The 18,728-nt window shown below is 72.2% G+C and carries 17 protein-coding genes and 1 pseudogene; 8 read left to right on the top strand and 10 right to left on the bottom strand.

The genetic code is table 11. From position 1 onward, the window contains the following. Positions 1-59 precede the first annotated feature (59 nt). The 3 genes from ACZ7DE_RS26600 to ACZ7DE_RS26590 form a co-directional block, all read right to left on the bottom strand. Complete coding sequence (locus ACZ7DE_RS26600) at positions 60-725, bottom strand: DUF5063 domain-containing protein (protein WP_470765373.1); 666 nt, start codon at positions 723-725, stop codon at positions 60-62. After that, the gene (gene recR / locus ACZ7DE_RS26595; protein ID WP_470765372.1) at positions 718-1,317 is read right to left on the bottom strand and encodes a recombination mediator RecR; all 600 of its coding nucleotides are present in this window, start codon (positions 1,315-1,317) and stop codon (positions 718-720) included. Before recR ends, ACZ7DE_RS26600 begins: the two co-directional genes overlap by 8 nt. 117 nt (positions 1,318-1,434) lie before the next feature. After that, positions 1,435-1,779 carry a YbaB/EbfC family nucleoid-associated protein gene (locus ACZ7DE_RS26590; RefSeq protein WP_470765370.1) on the bottom strand — a complete coding sequence of 115 codons (345 nt, stop codon included), beginning with the start codon at positions 1,777-1,779 and terminating at the stop codon, positions 1,435-1,437. A gap of 329 nt (positions 1,780-2,108) precedes the next feature. Here ACZ7DE_RS26590 and ACZ7DE_RS26585 point away from each other — a divergent pair, with 329 nt between their 5' ends. Beyond that, entirely contained in the window at positions 2,109-2,843 is a 735-nt protein-coding gene (locus tag ACZ7DE_RS26585; protein WP_470765525.1) for an SLATT domain-containing protein, read from the top strand. 22 nt (positions 2,844-2,865) lie between these two features. On the opposite strand, the gene ACZ7DE_RS26580 is transcribed toward ACZ7DE_RS26585, so the two are convergent. The 3 genes from ACZ7DE_RS26580 to ACZ7DE_RS26570 all read right to left on the bottom strand — a co-directional run bounded on the left by ACZ7DE_RS26580 (position 2,866) and on the right by ACZ7DE_RS26570 (position 5,914). Further along, positions 2,866-4,743: a serine/threonine-protein kinase gene (locus ACZ7DE_RS26580; RefSeq protein WP_470765367.1), complete on the bottom strand. Its 1,878-nt coding sequence runs from the start codon at positions 4,741-4,743 to the stop codon at positions 2,866-2,868. Between the two features lie 92 nt (positions 4,744-4,835). Then, the gene (locus ACZ7DE_RS26575) at positions 4,836-5,294 is read right to left on the bottom strand and encodes a MarR family winged helix-turn-helix transcriptional regulator (RefSeq protein WP_470765365.1); all 459 of its coding nucleotides are present in this window, start codon (positions 5,292-5,294) and stop codon (positions 4,836-4,838) included. Then, positions 5,291-5,914 (bottom strand): DJ-1/PfpI family protein, encoded by a 624-nt coding sequence (locus tag ACZ7DE_RS26570; RefSeq protein ID WP_470765362.1) that lies wholly within the window; start codon positions 5,912-5,914, stop codon positions 5,291-5,293. The genes ACZ7DE_RS26575 and ACZ7DE_RS26570 overlap by 4 nt, the downstream gene beginning before the upstream one ends. A gap of 247 nt (positions 5,915-6,161) precedes the next feature. On the opposite strand from ACZ7DE_RS26570, the gene ACZ7DE_RS26565 reads away from it, so the two are divergent. The 4 genes from ACZ7DE_RS26565 (at position 6,162) to ACZ7DE_RS26550 (ending at position 11,621) form a co-directional block, all read left to right on the top strand. Next, positions 6,162-7,517: an aminotransferase class III-fold pyridoxal phosphate-dependent enzyme gene (locus ACZ7DE_RS26565; protein ID WP_470765360.1), complete on the top strand. Its 1,356-nt coding sequence runs from the start codon at positions 6,162-6,164 to the stop codon at positions 7,515-7,517. Between the two features lie 145 nt (positions 7,518-7,662). Then, positions 7,663-8,364: a GntR family transcriptional regulator gene (locus tag ACZ7DE_RS26560; protein WP_470765358.1), complete on the top strand. Its 702-nt coding sequence runs from the start codon at positions 7,663-7,665 to the stop codon at positions 8,362-8,364. Beyond that, a complete protein-coding gene (locus ACZ7DE_RS26555; protein WP_470765356.1) occupies positions 8,361-10,883 on the top strand; it encodes a glycosyltransferase in 2,523 nt (840 codons plus the stop codon). The genes ACZ7DE_RS26560 and ACZ7DE_RS26555 overlap by 4 nt, the downstream gene beginning before the upstream one ends. An 87-nt stretch (positions 10,884-10,970) precedes the next feature. Next, complete coding sequence (locus ACZ7DE_RS26550; RefSeq protein ID WP_470765354.1) at positions 10,971-11,621, top strand: hypothetical protein; 651 nt, start codon at positions 10,971-10,973, stop codon at positions 11,619-11,621. Between the two features lie 27 nt (positions 11,622-11,648). Here the strand turns inward: ACZ7DE_RS26550 and ACZ7DE_RS26545 are convergent, their stop codons facing one another. The 3 genes and pseudogenes from ACZ7DE_RS26545 to ACZ7DE_RS26535 all read right to left on the bottom strand — a co-directional run bounded on the left by ACZ7DE_RS26545 (position 11,649) and on the right by ACZ7DE_RS26535 (position 14,813). Beyond that, positions 11,649-11,942 (bottom strand): hypothetical protein, encoded by a 294-nt coding sequence (locus ACZ7DE_RS26545; RefSeq protein ID WP_470765353.1) that lies wholly within the window; start codon positions 11,940-11,942, stop codon positions 11,649-11,651. Positions 11,943-12,088: 146 nt separating this feature from the next. Continuing rightward, positions 12,089-13,390: pseudogene (locus ACZ7DE_RS26540) on the bottom strand (5'-nucleotidase C-terminal domain-containing protein); the annotation flags it as partial. A 139-nt stretch (positions 13,391-13,529) separates the two neighbouring features. Next, complete coding sequence (locus ACZ7DE_RS26535) at positions 13,530-14,813, bottom strand: adenylosuccinate synthase (protein WP_470765351.1); 1,284 nt, start codon at positions 14,811-14,813, stop codon at positions 13,530-13,532. Between the two features lie 206 nt (positions 14,814-15,019). Here ACZ7DE_RS26535 and ACZ7DE_RS26530 point away from each other — a divergent pair, with 206 nt between their 5' ends. The 3 genes from ACZ7DE_RS26530 to ACZ7DE_RS26520 all read left to right on the top strand — a co-directional run bounded on the left by ACZ7DE_RS26530 (position 15,020) and on the right by ACZ7DE_RS26520 (position 18,224). Further along, positions 15,020-16,009, top strand: coding sequence for a diacylglycerol kinase family protein (locus ACZ7DE_RS26530; RefSeq protein ID WP_470765349.1), 990 nt, complete (start codon positions 15,020-15,022; stop codon positions 16,007-16,009). 75 nt (positions 16,010-16,084) lie between these two features. Beyond that, positions 16,085-16,501: a DUF6086 family protein gene (locus ACZ7DE_RS26525; protein ID WP_470765347.1), complete on the top strand. Its 417-nt coding sequence runs from the start codon at positions 16,085-16,087 to the stop codon at positions 16,499-16,501. Positions 16,502-16,715: 214 nt separating this feature from the next. Continuing rightward, entirely contained in the window at positions 16,716-18,224 is a 1,509-nt protein-coding gene (locus tag ACZ7DE_RS26520) for an APC family permease (protein ID WP_470765346.1), read from the top strand. 10 nt (positions 18,225-18,234) lie between these two features. Here the strand turns inward: ACZ7DE_RS26520 and ACZ7DE_RS26515 are convergent, their stop codons facing one another. Further along, positions 18,235-18,726 carry a GbsR/MarR family transcriptional regulator gene (locus ACZ7DE_RS26515; protein WP_470765344.1) on the bottom strand — a complete coding sequence of 164 codons (492 nt, stop codon included), beginning with the start codon at positions 18,724-18,726 and terminating at the stop codon, positions 18,235-18,237. Positions 18,727-18,728: the final 2 nt, after the last annotated feature.

The raw sequence follows: 18,728 nt of genomic DNA, 5'->3' as shown, positions 1-18,728 counted from the left end.
GGCCCGCCCCGGAGACGTCGGGGACGGGCCGGGGACGGTGGCGGTCCGCCCGCCGTGTGTCACTGCTTGACGGTGCCCAGCCCCAGCTGTCCGCCGATCTCCTCCGCCATCACGCGGCCCGCCTCGAACTCCAGCGTCTCGTCACCCAGGGGCGACTGGTCGGTGTCCAGACCGTCCAGCTCCTCGAGGGGCTGGTCAAGGCGGATGTGGGCGAGCACCGAGTGCAGGGCGCGCAGGGTCGCCGAGGCCGTGGAGCCCCAGTTGGAGAAGTAGGAGAACTGCCACCACCACAGGGCCTCCGAGGTGCGGCCCGCCCGGTAGTGGACCATGCCGTGGCGCAGGTCGGCGATGACGTCGGCGAGGTCGTCGGAGATCCGGGCCGGCACGGGCGCCTTGCGGGGCTCGTAGGGGTCGAAGACCTCGGAGTAGACGTCCACCGGATCCAGCAGGCGGGCCAGGTTCTCGCGGAGCTCGTCCGCGTCCGGCTCGAAGCCGGGGTCGGGCTCGTAGCGCTCGTCGGGGACGATGTCCTCGTGGGCGCCGAGACGGCCGCCGGCCAGCAGGAGCTGGGAGACCTCCAGGAGCAGGAAGGGAACCGCCGAGCCCGGCTCGTCGCCCTTCGCCACCTCGGTGACGGCCACCAGGAAGCTCTCGACCTGGTCCGCGATCTGGACCGCGAAGTCGTCCGGGTTCTGGTCGGTCGCGTGCAGCTTGGCGTCAGACATCTAGGAGTCGTCTCCCCTCGAAGGCGCGGCCGAGAGTGACCTCGTCCGCGTATTCCAGGTCGCCACCCACCGGGAGGCCGCTGGCCAGGCGGGTGACCTTCAGGCCCATGGGCTTGATCATGCGGGCGAGGTACGTGGCCGTCGCCTCGCCCTCCAGGTTCGGGTCCGTGGCCAGGATCAGCTCCGTGACCGTACCGTCGGCCAACCGCGCGAGAAGTTCTCGTATCCGCAGATCGTCGGGACCGACCCCCTCGATGGGGCTGATCGCGCCGCCCAGGACGTGGTAGCGGCCCCGGAACTCACGAGTCCGTTCGATCGCGACGACGTCCTTCGGCTCCTCCACGACGCAGATGACGGAAGGATCGCGACGGCTGTCACGGCAGATGCCGCACAGCTCCTCCTGCGCCACGTTGCCGCAGGTCGCGCAGAACCGGACCTTCGCCTTGACCTCCAGGAGGGCGTGCGCGAGACGCCGTACGTCCGTCGGCTCCGCCTGCAGGATGTGGAAGGCGATCCGCTGCGCGCTCTTGGGACCGACGCCGGGCAGCCGCCCCAGTTCGTCGATGAGGTCCTGGACCACGCCTTCGTACAACGGACTGCCGTCCTTCCTGGGGTTCCTTGCAGTACGTACGGTAGTTGGCCGGGGCCGGTCTTAGAAAGGCGGGACGGTCCCGGAAAACCCGGGCCGTCCCGGAGGGGCGAGCCGGTCCTAGAAGGGCAGGCCCGGGATGCCGCTGCCGCCGCCCAGGCCCTGGGTCAGCGGGCCGAGCTTCTGCTGCTGCAGCGTCTGCGCGTTCTCGTTGGCCGCGTGGACGGCCGCGACGATCAGGTCGGCGAGGGTCTCGGTGTCCTCCGGGTCCACTGCCTTCGGGTCGATCCGCAGGGCCCGCAGCTCGCCCGAGCCGGTCACCGTCGCCTGCACCAAACCGCCGCCCGCCTGCCCGTCGACCTCCGTGTTCGCCAGCTCCTCCTGGGCACGGGCAAGGTCCTGCTGCATCTTCTGGGCCTGCTGGAGCAGCTGCTGCATGTTGGGCTGGCCACCACCGGGAATCACGATCAACTCCTGTGTCGTACGCCTGTCGGGCGTGCCTCGAGCGGGATTTGCCCCGCTCGCCACGAGCCTACGTGGTCTGTGCGGGTGTCGCCCCAGCACTCTTTCGAGTGAGTTACGTGTGAGGCCTATACCTGATCAAGGCCCACTTCCAGGCGTAAAAGAGGTGAAACCTTCCTCTTAGCCACCCATTGGGCGGTAGGAAAGGTCCGGCGCAGCAGCGTCGGGCGTCGCAGGTGTCACAAGGTGGTCGGTCGGGGTCGGTCGGCACAGTCGGCCGGGATCAACCGGTCGGGATCAGTAGGGAGTGCCGGGTGGTTCAGCAGCCGGAGATGCAGCCCGAGGGTCCGCCTCAGGACGGGCGGGGCGAGGGCGCGGCCGGGCTGCGGCCGGGCGACCTGACGGGGCGGGCGCTGCCGCTCGGGGACTGGGGCGAGCCCGCCGAGCGGCTGGACGAGCTGTACCGGTGGGTGGAGCGCGGCGCGCTGGAGACCGCCGCCTGGTACCTGGCCGACCGGGTGTGGAAGCGGCGCGGCGCCCGGGTGCTGCGCGCCGGGGCGGCGGCCGGGGCCGTGTGCGGGGCCGCGCTGCCGTTGCTGGACCTCACCCGGGTGCTGGGCGGGGTCGCTCCCTGGGGGTATCTGGCGCTGGTGCTGGCGGTGGCGTGCGTGGCGGTGGACCGCTTCTTCGGCGTGACGTCCGGCTGGATAAGGGACGTGGCCACCGCCCAGGCCGTGCAGCGCCGACTGCAGGTGCTGCAGTTCGACTGGGCCTCGGAGAGCGTCCGGGAGGTGCTGGGCCCGGCCGAGGGCACGGCGAGCGAGGCCGCCGAGCGGTGCCTGGGGGTGCTGCGGCGGTTCTCGGAGGACGTCACGGACCTGGTGCGCACGGAGACGGCCGACTGGATGGTGGAGTTCCGGACCGGCCCGACGCCCATGGGCATCCAGGCGGCGGTCGCCTCCGGCGGCGGCCGGACGGATCCGACGGGGGCGGGCCGGTTCCCGCCCCCGCACGGAGTCAACGCCCGCCCCAACATGCCCCGCCAGCGCCCGCCGGAGCCCCGGTGAGGCGGCCGGGGGGCGGGGGTGGTCAGGGGCGGGTGTAGGTGAGTTTCTCACCGGTTCCGGTGTTGATCCGCTGCAGTCTGCCGTCGGCGAGCAGGGTGACCTCGGAGGCGGCTCCGGGGCTGCACGAGGAGAGCGGTTCGCCGGCGGTGACCTTGGACGGGCCGATCGCCAGCGGGCCGTCGTCGCCGGGCCGCCGGGTGAGGGCGGCGCTGAACTCGCAGTGGTAGGACTCCCCGTCGGCGACGAGCTTGAGCACGGCGTCACCGACCTCGCCCTGTGCGAGGGTCAGCCGGCGGGTGTTCGTGCCGGTCTCGTTCTCGATGGTGGTGGTCCAGGAGCCGAGGAAGGCCGCCGGCACCGCACCGGCCGAGGAGGACGGGGAGGGGGAGGCGGACGACGACGCCGACGCGGACGGGGAGGGCAGCGTCGAGGCCGCCGCGGACGGAGCGGTCGAGGCGGCGCCGGGCCCGCCGGTGGTGTCCCCGTCGTCGTCGCCGTTCATGAACGCGTACACCGAGCCGCCGGCGGCGATCGCCACCACCAGCGCGACCAGCACGAGCAGGACGGTGGTGCGGCCGCTGCGGCGCGGGGGCTCCTGCGCGTCGGCGGGGTCGGCCGCCCCGTACGGGCCGTACGGCGGCGGGGTGAGGCCCGGGGCCCCGTCGCCGTCCGCGTACGGGTTGTACGGCGCCGGCACGCCGGGCGCCGGGGACCAGGCGCCCGGGGCCTGGGGCGGGTAGCCGTAGCCGGGGGCCGACGGCGGATGCTGCTGGGCGTGGCCGTACGCCGGGTGCGCGGGGGCGTCCGCGCCGGGCGGGGGCGTCTGCGGCGGGATGCCGTCGGGGCCCGCGACCAGCGTGCGGCGCCGGTCCGGCGCGAACGCGTCGCCGCGCGGTCCGGAGTGTTCCTCGGCGCCCTCCGCCTGGCCGAGGAAGCCGAGGCGGGACGCGGCGCCGGTCAGGGACCCGTCCGCCCCCTCCGGGTCCTCCGCCTCCAGCAGCCGCACGGCGTGCCGGCCGAGCTGGGCCACGAGCGCGCTGGGCAGCCAGGGGTCGCGGGAGCGCCCGTCGGAGACGGTGTCGTCGACGCCGGTGAGCTCCAGGACGCGGGTGAGGGAGGGACGGGCGGCCGGGTCCTTGCGCAGACAGGCGCGGACCAGGTCGGCGACGCCCTCCGGGACGCCCGAGAGGTCGGGCTCGTCCTCGGCGACGCGGAACATCAGGGCGTGCGCCCCGTCCTCGGCGGAGCCGAAGGGGAGGACGCCGGTGGCGGCGTAGGCGATGACCGAGCCGAGGCAGAAGACGTCGCTGGCCGGGGTGATCCCGTCGCCGCGCACCTGCTCGGGGGCCATGAAGCCGGGCGAGCCGATCACCGCGCCGGTCTGGGTCAGCCGGCTGTCGCCGGTCACGCTCTCCAGCGCCCGCGCGACGCCGAAGTCGATGACCCGGGGCCCTTCGATGGTGACCATCACGTTGGACGGCTTGAGGTCGCGGTGGACGATGCCGGCCGCGTGGATGTTGGTGAGCGCGTGCGCGAGCCCCGCGGCGAGGATGCGCACCGACCGCTCGGGCAGCGGCCCGTGGTCCTGGCCCACGACCTGCTGGAGGGTCGGCCCTGCGACGTAGCCGGTGGCGACCCAGGGCACGGCGGCCTCGGTGTCGGCGTCGAGGACGGGCGCCGTCCAGAACCCGCCGACCCGCTGGGCGTTGCGCACCTCCTGGCGGAAGCGCGCCCGGAACTCCTCGCGCTCGGCCAGTTCGCGCCGGACCAGCTTCACGGCGACCGTACGCCCCCGGTCCGAGCGGGCGAGGTACACCCGGCCCATCCCGCCGGACCCGAGCCGTGCGAGCAGCCGGTAGCCGCCGATGCGCTGCGGGTCCCCGGGGCCCAGCTTCTCCATCGCAGCGCCGCCTTTCCGCCACATGTGTGATCGAGACATGTGTGTGGAGGCGAGGATAATCCGGCGGTTCGGGCCGTAGGGCCGCGCGGTGTCTACGGTTGCGTAACAGGCGGCTCCAGCCCGTCCAGCACCTTGGACAGGCGTTCCAGGACGTGTACGGCCTCGGCGAGCTCCGCGTCCCCGAACTCCCGCGCCAGCCGGTCGGCGAAGACCGCGTGCCCGGGATCGATGCGGGCCACCGCGGCCAGGCCCTCCCCGGTGGGCGCGAGCAGCTTGGCGCGCCGGTGGGCGGGATTGGGCCGGTACTCGGCGAGGCCGCGCTCCACCAGCAGGTCGGCGATGCGCTGCACGCTCTGCCGCGTGATGCCCATCGCGCGGGCGATGCCGGACACGGGCAGCGGCTCGCCCAGCACCGCGCCGAGCACCTGCCACCAGGCGGCGGTGAGCCCGGCTGGCCGGGCCAGCTCCTCCGCCACGGCGAGGAACTGGCCGTTCAGCCGGAAGACCCCGAGGGCGCTGCGGCTGAGCAGTTCCTGGCGCTGCGCGCTCACCGGTCGGCCGTCGCCTTCTCCAGGACGGCGTACGCGTCGGCGTCGGAGTCGTGGAACAGCCGGTACCAGGCGTCGAGCACCTCGCCCTCGTACACGCCGAGGAGGCGGAGGATCTCGCGAGCGAAGGCGACCGGCTCGGTGGGGCCGGCGGTGACCAGTGCGCCGTCCGTCACCGCGTCCGCCTCGACGTACCGCTCGCCGCCCCGGTAGCCGGTGGCGGCGAGGTAGAAGGAGACCGCACTGGTGTGGTCCCGGTCGTCGAGCAGGCCCTCGCGGGCGAGCCCGGCGGTGGCTCCGCAGATCGCGGCGACGGGCGTGCCCGCGGCGAGGAACGCGCGCGCGGCGCGGGCGAAGGGGGCCAGGTCGTCGGTGGTGTCCCAGAGGTCCCCGCCCGGCAGGATCAGCAGCGCGCTGTCCTCGGGGCGGACGTCGGCCAGGGCCAGGTCCGGCTGGACGCGCAGGCCTCCGATGCTGACGACGGGTTCGCGGGTCGGGCCCACGGTCCGGATTTCGTACCCGGCTCGGGCGAGGTACGCCGTGGCGTGGCCCGTCTCCCAGTCGGCCAGGGCGTCGTAGACGGCGAGGTGCACGGGCTTGCGATCGCTGCGGCTGCCGTTCATGGCTCCTCCTCGGTGACTGCCAAGCTTATGACAGCATACTGCTACTTCGACAGCATGCTGTCAATATCGAGTCGTGCTTCAGGGTGCCCCCGGGGGGCGGGAGTCAGGGGTCCCGGGCGCGGGCGTCAGGGTGCCCCGGGCGCGGCCCTGCCCTCCCCCACGCCCGACAACCTGTCGCGGAATCGGCCCGCCGACGGAACAGGACGCCGATACCGCTTCCGCATCGCGGACATTTACGCTCACTGGCATGACCCCTCAGATCGATCCCCGGGCCGGCGCCGCCGTGAAGGCCGCGGACCGCGCGCACGTCTTCCACTCCTGGTCCGCCCAGGAGCTCATCGACCCGCTCGCCGTGGCCGGCGCCGAGGGGTCGTACTTCTGGGACTACGACGGCAAGCGGTACCTCGACCTCACCAGCGGGCTCGTCTACACGAACATCGGCTACCAGCACCCGAAGGTCGTCGCCGCGATCCAGGACCAGGCCGCACGCCTGACCACGTTCGCGCCCGCCTTCGCGGTGGAGGCCCGCTCGGAGGCGGCCCGGCTGATCGCCGAGCGCACCCCGGGCGACCTGGACAAGATCTTCTTCACCAACGGCGGGGCCGACGCCGTCGAGCACGCCGTGCGCATGGCGCGGCTGCACACCGGCCGGCCCAAGGTGCTGTCCGCGTACCGCTCGTACCACGGCGGCACCCAGCAGGCCGTGAACCTCACCGGCGACCCGCGCCGCTGGGCCTCCGACAGCGCCACGGCCGGGGTCGTGCACTTCTGGGCGCCGTTCCTGTACCGCTCCCGCTTCTACGCCGAGACCGAGGAGCAGGAGACCGCGCGGGCGCTGGAGCACCTGGAGACGACCATCGCCTTCGAGGGGCCGGGCACGATCGCGGCGATCATCCTGGAGACCGTCCCGGGAACGGCGGGGATCATGCTGCCGCCGCCCGGTTACCTGGCCGGTGTGCGGGAGATCTGCGACCGGCACGGGATCGTCTTCGTCCTCGACGAGGTCATGGCCGGATTCGGCCGCACCGGCGAGTGGTTCGCGGCCGACCTGTACGGCGTGACGCCCGACCTGATGACCTTCGCCAAGGGCGTCAACAGCGGATACGTGCCGCTGGGCGGCGTCGCCATCTCCGGCGCGATCGCCGAGACCTTCGGCAAGCGGCCCTACCCGGGCGGTCTGACGTACTCCGGGCACCCGCTGGCCTGCGCGGCCGCCGTCGCGACGATCAACGTCATGGCGGAGGAGGGCGTCGTCGAGAACGCGAAGCACCTGGGCGCGTCCCTCGTCGGGCCGGGGCTGGCGGAGCTGGCCGAGCGGCACCCGAGCGTCGGCGAGGTGCGCGGGGTCGGCATGTTCTGGGCGGTCGAGCTGGTGAAGAACCGCCGAACGCGCGAGCCGCTGGTGCCGTACAACGCGGCCGGCGAGGCCAACGCGCCCATGGCGGCCTTCGCGGCGGCCGCCAAGAAGGCCGGGGTGTGGCCGTTCGTGAACATGAACCGCACCCACTTCGTGCCGCCGCTCAACGTCTCCGAGTCCGAGGTCAAGGAAGGTCTCGCGGCCCTGGACGCGGCGCTCTCGGTGGCCGACGAGTACACGGAGTAGGAGCGGGTCGGGGCCGGATCGGAGGGCGGGCGCGGCAGGCCGCGCGCGCCTGAGCTCGATTTCGTCGAACGCGTAAGGTGGCGTGCTCGTACACAACGACGAGCACGCCACTTTTTCCGCACCAGACGAGGGAGACGTCTCGACCATGCCCGGCAGTACCGGCAACGGCGCCGTGACGCGCAGCACCCTGCGCCAGCAGATCGCCGACGCGCTTCGCGACGAGGTGCTGGCGGGCCGACTGCAGCCCGGGCAGGAGTTCACGGTGAAGGAGATCGCCGAGCAGTACGGCGTCTCCGCCACCCCCGTGCGCGAGGCCCTCGTCGACCTCTCCGCCCAGGGCCTGCTGGAGGCCGACCAGCACCGCGGCTTCCGGGTCCACGAGTACTCCGTCGAGGACTTCCGGGGCATGGTCGAGGCGCGCAGCCTGATCATCGAGGGGATGTTCCTGGCCCTGGACGAGGGCCGCCAGCGCAACCTGAACTACGAGGAGCCGCGGATCGCGGCCGCCATAGCGGGGGTGCGCCGCCGCGGCGAGGAGGCGCAGCGGGCCGCGTCCGCCGGCGACCTCACCGTCCTCATCGGCTACGACCTGCGGTTCTGGCGCGAGTTGAGCGCCATGTTCGGCAACCCCTATCTCGCCGACTTCCTGCACCGGCTGCGGGTGCAGTCCTGGGTGTGCACGGTGCAGCATCTGCGCCGGCTGTCGGACCTGCGCGGCTTCCTGTGGTCGGGCCACACCGAACTGGTCGACGCCCTGTATGCCCGCGACACCGACGCCGCCCGCGCGATGCTCGCCGCCTACAACGACGAGTCCGTCGCCCTGGTCGAACGGCTGGCGGCGGGATGAGCCGTGCGGACGCACCCGGCGCGCGCCCCGAGACGCGCCCGGACAGGCGCCCCGCACCCCGCCCGGCCGGGCGCGCCGCCGCGACCGTGGAGCTCTCCGTCGTCATCCCCGCCTACAACGAGGAACGCCGGCTCGGCCCCACCCTGGACGCGGTCACCCGGCATCTCGACGCGGCCGGGAGCCACTGGGGCAGCTGGGAGATCCTCGTCGCCGACGACGGTTCCACCGACGCCACCCGCGAGCTCGTCACCGTCCGCCGCGACCCGCGCGTGAAGCTCGTCGTCGGCGCCGGCTCCGGCAACCGGGGCAAGGGACACGCCCTGCGCCTCGGCGTCGCCGCCAGCCGGGGCCGCCACGTCCTGGTCACGGACGCCGATCTCGCCACCCCCGTCGAGGAGCTGGAGCGTCTGGAGAAGGCGCTCGCCGACGGCCACGCGGCGGCCGTCGGATCGCGGGCCGTCCCCGGCGCGACCCTCGGCGACCGGCAGCACCGGATACGCGAACTCCTCGGCACGGCCGGCAACCTGCTCATACGCCGCACGACCCTGCGCGGGATACGCGACACCCAGTGCGGGTTCAAGCTGTTCGACGGCGACAAGGCCCGCGCCGCGTTCGCCGCCTCCCGCCTCAACGGCTGGGCCATCGACGTGGAGGTGCTGCGGTACTTCCAGCGCGTCGGCTGGCCGGTCGCCGAGGTGCCCGTGCACTGGTCGCACCAGCCCGGCTCGAAGGTCCGCCCGGCCGACTATCCACGGGTGCTGCGGGACCTGGTCCGGCTGCGGATCCCGACGCAGAGACCGGTGGACGTCCTCGCGGCCTTCCTCTTCCTCGCCCTGTCCGTCGCCCTCTACTCCGGCCGCTTCTTCGACCCGGCCCACCGCTACCTCACCGACTCCCTCCAGGACCAGAACCAGTGGGAGTGGTTCTTCGCGGTGACCGCCGACAACGTCGCCCGTCTGCGCACCCCCTTCTTCACGGACCTGCAGGGCTTCCCCGACGGCGTGAACCTGATGGCCAACACGACGATGCCGGGCCTGTCGGTCCCGCTCGTCCCGGTCACCCTGCTCCTCGGCCCCGCCGTCTCCCTCAGTCTGGTAATGACGCTGGGCCTGGCCGCCACCGCCGTCGCCTGGTACCGGCTGATCGTGCGACGGCTCGTCCGGCAGCGGGCGGCCGCCTTCGCCGGGGCCGCGCTCGCCGCGTTCGCGCCGCCGATGGTCAGCCACGCCAACGCCCACCCGAACTTCGTCGTGCTGTTCATGATCCCGCTGATCATCGACCGGGCGCTGCGGCTCACGACGGGCGAGCGGGTGGTCCGCGACGGGGCCGTCCTCGGTCTGATGGCGGCCTACCAGGTCTTCCTCGGCGAGGAGCCGCTGCTCCTGGCCGCCCTGGGGCTGGCCGTGTTCGCCGCCGCCTACGGCGCCGTACGCCCCGGCGTGGCCCGCGCGGCCGCGCGCCCCCTGCTGAACGGTCTGGCGATCGCCGCCGCCGTCTGTCTGCCGCTCGTCGTCTACCCGCTGGCCTGGCAGTTCTCCGGCCCTCAGAGCTACTCCGGCATCGACCACGGCAGCGCGCCCGGCGTCGCCAACTCCGTGCGCGCGCTGCTCTCGTTCGCCGAGCGCTCCCTGGTCGCGGGCGACGCCGGCCGCGCCGACGCCCTCTCCCTCAACCCGACCGAGCAGAACGCCTTCTACGGGTGGCCGCTGGTCCTGCTCGCCCTCGCCGTCACGGCGGGGCTGTGGCGCCGGCCCGTCGTCAAGGCGCTGGCCTGCACGGCGGCGGCCGCGGCGGTGCTCTCCCTCGGCACACGCGTCGCCCTTCCGCTCACCGGGACGACCGTCCCCGGCCCGTGGGCGCTGCTCGCCGGCCTCCCCCTGTTCGAGTCGGTCGTCGAGAGCAGGGTCGCGCTGGTCTGCGCCCCGGCGCTGGGCATGCTGCTCGCCCTGGCGATCGACCGGCTGGCCCGGGCCCGCCGCCTCGGCACGCAGTACGCCGGGCTGCTCGCCGTCTGCCTCGCCCTGCTCCCCCTGGTCCCCGCCCCGCTGAAGTCCGAGCCGCGCGACCCGACGCCCGCCTTCTTCGCCGGCGGCTCCTGGAAGGCGTACGTCCGGGACGGCGAGACCCTGGTCCCCGTGCCGCTCGCCGAGCCCGAGGACGCCGAGGCCCTGCACTGGCAGACGGAGGCCGGGCTCGGCTTCCGGATGCCCGGCGGCTACTTCAACGGCCCCCTCGGCGACGGCGACCGCACCGGCGTCTACGGCGTCCCGCTGCGCTTCACGGCGAGCCTGCTGCGGGACGTGCGGTACACGGGCGTGGTCCCGGTGATCGACGCCCGCGCCCGGGCCGCGGCCCGCGAGGACCTCGCCCACTGGCGGGCGGGCGCCCTGGTGCTGGTCCCGCAGCGCCACGAGGCACGGCTGCGTGAGACCGTGGACAAGCTGGTGGGCCGGCCGGGTAGGCGGGTGGCCGGAGTGTGGGTATGGGACCTGCACCAGGGGACGCAGGACGGGAGCTGACGTGAGGCGTACCGACTACCCTTCCCTGACCGGCAATGCCGCACTGTCCGTGAACGACCGTGCAACGCGCTGAGTGAGGAGCTCTCTTTGGCCTGTGACCTGTGGCTGGTGCCGCTCGTCGACGTGTTGTGCCACACCCCCGACAATCCCTTCGCCGACGAACTCGCCCAGTACAACAAGGTGCTGGCCGAGGCGGGACTCCCGCCGGTGCCGGTGTACCAGTACATGCCGGGCCTGTCCGGCGAGGTCGCCCCGGTGGCGGGCTTCGACTACGACGCCCTGCACTTCCTGCGCCGCGCCTATCTGCTCCAGGTGTGCCAGCTGCCGGTGACACCGGTCGACGAGCTGGGCGGCGACTACGAGCAGCTCCTGGAGATGTTCGAGGCGACGGCCCAGCAGTCGCACCTGGTCTGGCACTACGACCACGCGGGCGCGTACGTGCCCGTGGACTTCCCGCAGCCGCTGTCGAACGACGAACTCCTCGCGGGCGGCGGCCCGCTGGGCTCCGCCCAGTCCCTGCTGCGGGAGCTCGAGTTCGTGGCCCCGTCCATCGGCATCGATCCGGCCAATCCTCCCGCGGCGCCCCAACCGCCCGCCGGGCCGACGGAGTTGGAGGAGCCGGCCGTTCCCGCGCCGTACGACCCCAGCCCCTTCGCACGCGAGCGGCACGTCTGGCTCGGACTGCACGCGGCGGCGACGCGCAGTCTGGCGCAGGGGTCGATGATCGTGTTCAGCTGAGAGAGCGTCCTCGGTCGGCCGGGGCGGTCAACGGCCGAGCTGCGAGAGGCCCTTCTGCACGTCCTCCCCGTTCATCACCGGGGTGTAGGAGATCTCCGCTCCGAGTTGGAGGAAGAACGGCTCGCTGAGCACGGGCATCTGCGCGCTCTCTTCCATGTCGAAGAAGAGGAAGGCGGTGCGCCGGCCGTGATCGGTGGTGAAGTAGGCCGCCTCGGGCTTGAGCTGCGCCATGGAGTCCTCGATCAGCTTGCCGAGGGTCCCGTTGCGGATGGCCTCGTTCGCCCTCTCGGTGTCCATGGACGCCTTCAGCATCATGCGCATCGCAGTCACCTTCTTCTGGTCGACACACACGGATGTTGATCCCATGATATGCCGGTATGCGGCTTTTCTCCCTCGCTGCTCCCCTGGGGCCGGAGGGGAAGGCGCCCGCCCGACGGCCCGGGCGGACGCCTTCCGGCCGGCCGGTCTCAGAAGACGGCCGTGCCGGCCTGCGTCAGCTTCCAGTTGACGGCGGCGAAGTCGGCCGGGTCGAGCGTCCCCTTCGCCGTCACGTAGTCGATCATCAGCTGGCGGATCTCGTCGGTGGAGCTGAAGGCGATCTCGGCGGCGGCGATGTGCGGGTAGCCGCTGCCGCCGTTCGCGCGGTAGTTGTTCACGGCGACGACGAAGACCTGGCCGTCGGCGACCGCGGCGCCCCGGTAGGTGAGGTTCGTGATGCGGGAGCCCTCGGGCTGCGCGATGTCGATGTCGTACTCGACGCCCGCCGCCGTGTCGTACATGTAGTCCCGGAAGCCGCTGGCGTTGGTGAGGGCGGAGGTGTCGACGGCCGTGCCCGCCGGCACCTGGTGGTAGTACCTCGCCGCGTACTCCAGGTAGTCCTTCAGCTGGGCGCCCGTGAGCTTCTTGCCGTACAGGGTGTTGTCGTAGATGTAGAGCCCGGCGACGTCCTTGATGGTGACGTCGCCGGCCGGGATGTCGGCGGTGCGGCTGAAGGGCGCTGCGACGGAGACGAGCGGGAGGGCCGCGTCGGCGGCCGAGAGACCGGCGGCCACCGTCTTCGTCTGGACCTCGTGGACGAAGTCCATGATCGGGACGTCCTTCCAGCACGACTCCGCCGCCGAGAGTTCCGCGGTGCAGGTGCCGACGGGCGTGTTGACGTACTTCACCACCAGCTCGTGGTCGGCCTGGAGGAGTTTCCTGGTCCCCGGGTCCTCCTCGACTCCGGCGGGGTCGAGGGTCCGGGCCGTCTTGCCGGTCACCTTCCACTGCCCGTGGCACAGTTCGAGCTCGAAGTCGAAGACGCTCAGCCGGTAGCCCCAGCAGTACGGCTCCGACAGCAGCACCTCCTCTCCCGTCTCGGCGTTCTTCACCGTGTACGACGGCACTTCGACGTGGGTGTGGCCGACGAGGATCGCGTCGATGCCGGGGACCTGCTCGGCGACGAGGTTGGAGGCGTTCTCGACGTACGGGAGCGCGTCGCCGTAGGAGGAGGAGCCGTCGAGGCCGGAGTGGTCGGTGAGGAAGACGACGTCACAGCCCAGCGCGCGCAGTCTCGGGACGTACTTCTTCGCCTGCTCGACCAGGCCCGGGAACACCATCTTCCCGCCGACGTTGTCCTTGTCCCAGATCGCGATGCCGGGGTTGGTGACGCCGAGTATGCCGACCTTGACGTCCGGGACGCGGAGCCGCTTCACGGTGTACGGGGCGAACGCCGGCTTCAGCGTCTTCGCGTCCAGGGCGTTCGCGCCGCGCAGCGGGAAGCGGCACTGCCGGTTACGGGAGTAACCGCGAACAGCCCGTGGGCCGGTCAAGGATGTCCAAGACCGGCCCAGGCCGACGTGCCGTCGGGCCGCCGTCCGCCATGCCCTCGCGCCCCGCGGCGGCCGACGGGAACCGCTGTCCGGCGGCCTACAGGAACGAGTTGATCTCGATCGTCTCGTCCCGGCCCGGGCCCACGCCGATCGCGGAGATCGGGGCGCCGGACATCTCCTCCAGCGCCTTCACGTACGCCTGGGCGTTCTTCGGCAGGTCGGAGAAGGACTTCGCCTTGGTGATGTCCTCGGACCAGCCGGGCAGCGTCTCGTAGATCGGCTTCGCGTGGTGGAAGTCCGACTGCGAGTACGGGAGTTCCTCCACCCGCTTGCCGTCGATCTCGTACGCCACGCAGACCGGGATCTGCTCCCAGCCGGTGAGGACGTCGAGCTTGGTCAGGAAGAAGTCCGTCAGGCCGTTGACGCGGGTCGCGTAGCGGGCGATGACCGCGTCGAACCAGCCGCAGCGGCGGTCACGGCCGGTAGTGACGCCCCGCTCGCCGCCGATGCGGCGCAGCGCCTCGCCGTCCTCGTCGAACAGCTCCGTCGGGAAGGGGCCCGAGCCGACCCGGGTCGTGTAGGCCTTCAGGATGCCGATGACGCGGCTGATCTTCGTCGGTCCCACGCCCGCGCCCGTGCAGGCGCCGCCCGCGGTCGGGTTGGACGAGGTGACGAAGGGGTACGTGCCGTGGTCGATGTCGAGGAGCGTGCCCTGGCCGCCCTCGAAGAGGACGACCTTGTCCTGCTCCAGCGCCTGGTTGAGGACCAGGACCGTGTCGGTGACGTACGGAGCGAGCTTCTCCGCGTAGCCCAGCAGTTCCTCGACGACCTGGTCGACGGCGATCGCACGGCGGTTGTACAGCTTGGTCAGCAGCTGGTTCTTGGCGTCGAGGGCCGCCTCGACCTTCTGGGTCAGGATCGACTCGTCGTAGAGGTCCTGGACCCGGATGCCGACCCGGTTGATCTTGTCGGCATAAGTCGGACCGATCCCGCGTCCGGTGGTGCCGATCTTGCGCTTTCCGAGGAAGCGTTCCGTCACCTTGTCGACAGTGACGTTGTAGGGCGTGATGATGTGCGCGTTGCCGCTGATCAGCAGCTTCGACGTGTCGACGCCGCGCTCGTTCAGACCGCTCAGCTCGGAGAGCAGGACCGACGGGTCGACGACGACACCGTTACCGATGACCGGCGTGCAGCCGGGGGACAGGATTCCGGAAGGGAGCAGGTGGAGTGCGTACTTCTGGTCGCCCACGACGACCGTGTGGCCGGCGTTGTTGCCGCCCTGATAGCGCACTACGTAGTCCACCGAGCCACCGAGAAGGTCGGTGGCCTTTCCCTTGCCTTCGTCACCCCACTGAGCACCGAGCAGCACAAGTGCGGGCACGCGCGTACACCCCTTCCGGGTGGGGCATGTCCAAGGTCAGGGGCGTACGCGGCGGATCGTTCCACCGCGTGCACCACACACACCACGACCGTCGTTGGTCGCCGTCCGTCGGACCCGGATGCCCCGGAATAGACGAAGCCCCTGGCGCAATAGCGCAAGGGGCTCTTGCACAAAGATGCTACCCGAGGAAGCGAGGCAGGACCGAGGTGGCGACTTTCGCGACGTCCGACCAGCTGCTGGTGATCATCGATCCGGTCGCCCGGCGTATGGACGGGGAGTCCGTACGCATCGCGAAAGACGTGCTCAGCGCGGGTGCGGCGAGCACCAAGGTGTGCCTCCCCGACGACCTCGAGGAATTCGCCCGGATGCTGACGAGGCGGGGCTCGCGGCGACCGGTGGTCGTCGGCGACGACCGCGCGCTGACCCGGGCGGTGGCCCTGCTGCACCGGCAGCGGGCCCTGGCCGAATGTGTGCTGTCGGTGGTGCCGGTGGGCGGCTCGCTGAGCGTCGCACGCGCCCTGGGGGTGCCCACGGGGGCCGTGGCGGCGGCCCGGGCCGTCCTGGACGGCGCCGAGCGCCGTCTGGACCTGCTGGTGGACGACAGCGACGGCGTCGTGCTGGGCGCGCTGCGGATCCCGCCGCTGCCGCTCGCTCCACAGGACGCGGGGGACGCGCGGGACTCCGGGGACCCGGGGCTCTCCCGGAGCGGCCACGGGCCGAACGGCGCCCGCGGCCCGCAGGGTGTGCGGGACGCGCGGGACGCGCGGGATGCCCGGGATGCGCGAGGGGACGGGCCGGGCGGGGCGGATGCCGGGCGGCCGTGGCTGCGCACATGCCAGTCCCTGGTCCGGACGCTGGTGCCCTCCCGGCCGTCCCGGCTCTCCCCCGCCCCCGCGTCGACCGGCCCGGCCCGGCTGCGGATCGAGGTCGACGGGGTGCTGCTGGTCGACCTCGACCAGCCCGTGGAGGCCGTGTCGGTGACCCCTGGAACGGGCGCGTCCGGCACGGTGGCGGTGGAGGTGCGGCCGCTGTCACTCGGCGCGGAGGCGGCCCCGCTGCAGGCACGGGGGCAGACGGTGACCGTCTCGGGCGCCGACTTCCGCTACCGGGCGGACGCGGCGGTCGCGGGGCCGGTGCGGCGGCGGACCTGGACGGTGCGGGAAGGGGCGCTGGGGCTGATGCTGCCGGGGCGGTGAGGCCGTAATCCGGGAGCGCCGGACCGCGGGCCCCCGTTACGCTGCGGGTCCCGCGAACGGGGACGGGGGACCACGGTGAGCCAGTACTACGAGGTGGACGGGGAGTCGGTGTGGAACCCGGCGACGCGGGCGTCCCAGCTGTTCCTGGCGCATGTGCGCGTGTACGAGGCGTGGCTGGAGCTGCCGTCCGGGTTCGGTCCGATGCTCAACGACGAGTGCCCGATCGACGTGCCCGCCTTCGAGGCGTTCGTACACGGTCTGCTGGAACGGCACAACCGGACCGCCCACGCGGTCGTCAACGCGCTGTCCGACGGGTTCCTCGCCACGATGCTCGCGCTCGCCGCGCGGATCGGTCTCGACATACGCCTGCCGGAGCCGCCGGCCACGCTCAACGGGTTCGTGGCGGTGCAGGTGCCGCTGCCCGTCGACCCGGACCGCCGCGCCCGGCTGCGGGCCCAGGTCCTGGACCTGCAGCGCGCGATGCCCCGCTGAGCCACGGCCCGTCGAACCGGCGTCCGCCGAGCCGACCCCACCTGAGCCACGGGCCGCCGAACCGGCGTCCCGCTCTGCCGGTGTCGGCCTTCTAAAGGTCTGATTGACAAATATTTAACCGGCCCAACCCCTTGAACGACTCATTGGGACTGCACCATCCTCCTGCATCAGGGCGTCGTCGCGGCGCGCGGACGGCAACGGAAGGGGCCACCCGATGGCAGTGCAGGAGGGCGTCGCCCCCGAGGCGAAGACGGGCGGCGGCGAGGCCGTTCACCGGCTCAAGCCCAACGCCGTGGGCCTGCTCGGAGTGGTCTTCATGGCCGTGGCCACGGCCGCGCCGATCACCGCGATGACGGGCAACGTGCCCTTCATGGTGTCGTCGGGCAACGGCGTCGGGGCCCCGGCGAGCTACCTCGTCGCAATGGTCGTCCTGGCAATCTTTTCCGTCGGTTTCACCTCGATGGCGAAGCACATCACCTCGACGGGCGCCTTCTACGGCTTCATCTCCTACGGCCTGGGCCGCTCGGCCGGCCTCGCCTCGGGGCTGCTCGCGACCTTCGCCTACGCCGTCTTCGAGCCGGCGCTGATCGGCATCTTCTCCTCCTTCGCGACCACGACCCTCGAGGACCAGACGGGACTGCACATCCCCTGGTGGGCGTTCGCGGCACTGATGCTCGCCGTCAACGCGACGGGCACCTGGTTCGGCGTCTCCGTCGCCGAGAAACTGCTGGTGGTCCTGCTCGCGACCGAGGTGACGATCCTCGCGGCGATGGCGATCTCGGTCGCCCTGCACGGCGGCGGCCCGGACGGCTTCAGTGTCGACCCGGTCAACCCGGTCAACGCCTTCAAGGGGACCAGCGCGGGCCTCGGCCTCTTCTTCGCCTTCTGGTCGTGGGTCGGCTTCGAGTCGACGGCGATGTACGGCGAGGAGTCCCGCAACCCGAAGAAGATCATCCCCAAGGCCACGATGATCTCGGTCCTGGGCGTCGGCGTCTTCTACGTCTTCGTCTCCTGGATGGCCATCATCGGCACCGGCCGGTCGCAGGCCGTGAAGGTCGCCACCGCCGACCCGCTGGCCCTCTTCTTCGGCCCCACCGAGCGGTACGTCGGCCACTGGGCCGTCGACGTCATGCAGTGGCTGATGATCACCGGCTCGCTGGCCTGCGGCATGGCCTTCCACAACTGCGCCGCCCGCTACATGTACGCGCTGGGCCGCGAGGGCGTCCTGCCCTCCCTGAAGCGCACGGTCGGGCGCACCCACCCCCGGCACGGCTCTCCGCACATCGCGGGCCTGGTCCAGACGGTCGTCTCGGCCGTCCTGATCGGCGCGTTCTGGGCGGCGGGAAAGGACCCCTACACCGGCACGTACGTGCTGCTCGCGATCCTCGGCACGATGGCGATCCTGGTGGTGCAGGCGGTGTGCTCGTTCGCGGTGCTGGTGTACTTCCGCTCCCACCACCCCGAGAGCCGGCACTGGTTCAGGACCTTCACCGCGCCCCTCGTGGGCGGCATCGCGATGCTCGCGGTGGTCGCGCTGCTGGTGTCCAACATGGGGGCCGCGGCGGGACCGGAGTCGGGTTCGGCGGTACTGAAGGCGACGCCGTGGCTGGTCGCACTGATCGCGGTGGCCGGCGTGGGCTGTGCGCAGTACCTCAAGCGGCGCTCTCCGGAGAGGTACCGGCTGCTGGGGCGGACGGTGCTGGAGGAGACCAGGGAGCGCTGACACCCGCGGTTCAGGGGCCGAACAGCCGCTCGCGCTCGACCCGCCAGCGAGCCATCATGGCCGAGATCTCGCCGTCGACGAATTCGAAGAAGGCGAGCGTCTCGGCCATACGGCGACCGGCGGGGGTGTCGCCGCCGAGGCCGGCAACACCCTCGCGCAGCGCGCCCTCCCAGCGCTTGAGCACCGCCTCGCGGTTGGTGAGGGCCTCGTACCACTGGTTGCTGTGCACCCGGTAGCGCTCGCGCCGCGAACCTGGCTCGCGCTCCCGCGAGACCATGTGCTGCTGGGCCAGGTAGCGCACCGCTCCGGAGACCGCCGCCGGGCTGATCCGCAACTGGTCGCCCAGCTCCGCGGAGGTCATCGCGCCCTCGTCCGAGGAGAGGAGCGCGGCGAAGACCCGGGCGGGCATCCGCTGCATCCCGGCCTCGACGAGCTGTGCCGCGAAGGACTCGACGAACCGCGACACGGCGTCCGCGTCGCGCCCATCAGCTGTCTCGCTCATGG

The organism is Streptomyces sp. NPDC037083 (assembly GCF_055606485.1).
Note: the sequence above shows the minus strand (reverse complement) of the source record. Positions and strands in the feature narration are given on the sequence as shown.

Coding starts and splice junctions, on each gene's coding strand:
- ACZ7DE_RS26565 (WP_470765360.1), top strand. CDS start 6,162: ATGACCCCTCAGATCGATCCCCGGGCCGGCGCCGCCGTGAAGGCCGCG.
- ACZ7DE_RS26555 (WP_470765356.1), top strand. CDS start 8,361: ATGAGCCGTGCGGACGCACCCGGCGCGCGCCCCGAGACGCGCCCGGAC.
- ACZ7DE_RS26560 (WP_470765358.1), top strand. CDS start 7,663: ATGCCCGGCAGTACCGGCAACGGCGCCGTGACGCGCAGCACCCTGCGC.
- ACZ7DE_RS26570 (WP_470765362.1), bottom strand. CDS start 5,914: ATGAACGGCAGCCGCAGCGATCGCAAGCCCGTGCACCTCGCCGTCTAC.
- ACZ7DE_RS26520 (WP_470765346.1), top strand. CDS start 16,716: ATGGCAGTGCAGGAGGGCGTCGCCCCCGAGGCGAAGACGGGCGGCGGC.
- ACZ7DE_RS26600 (WP_470765373.1), bottom strand. CDS start 725: ATGTCTGACGCCAAGCTGCACGCGACCGACCAGAACCCGGACGACTTC.
- ACZ7DE_RS26515 (WP_470765344.1), bottom strand. CDS start 18,726: ATGAGCGAGACAGCTGATGGGCGCGACGCGGACGCCGTGTCGCGGTTC.
- ACZ7DE_RS26580 (WP_470765367.1), bottom strand. CDS start 4,743: ATGGAGAAGCTGGGCCCCGGGGACCCGCAGCGCATCGGCGGCTACCGG.
- ACZ7DE_RS26545 (WP_470765353.1), bottom strand. CDS start 11,942: ATGCGCATGATGCTGAAGGCGTCCATGGACACCGAGAGGGCGAACGAG.
- ACZ7DE_RS26585 (WP_470765525.1), top strand. CDS start 2,109: ATGCAGCCCGAGGGTCCGCCTCAGGACGGGCGGGGCGAGGGCGCGGCC.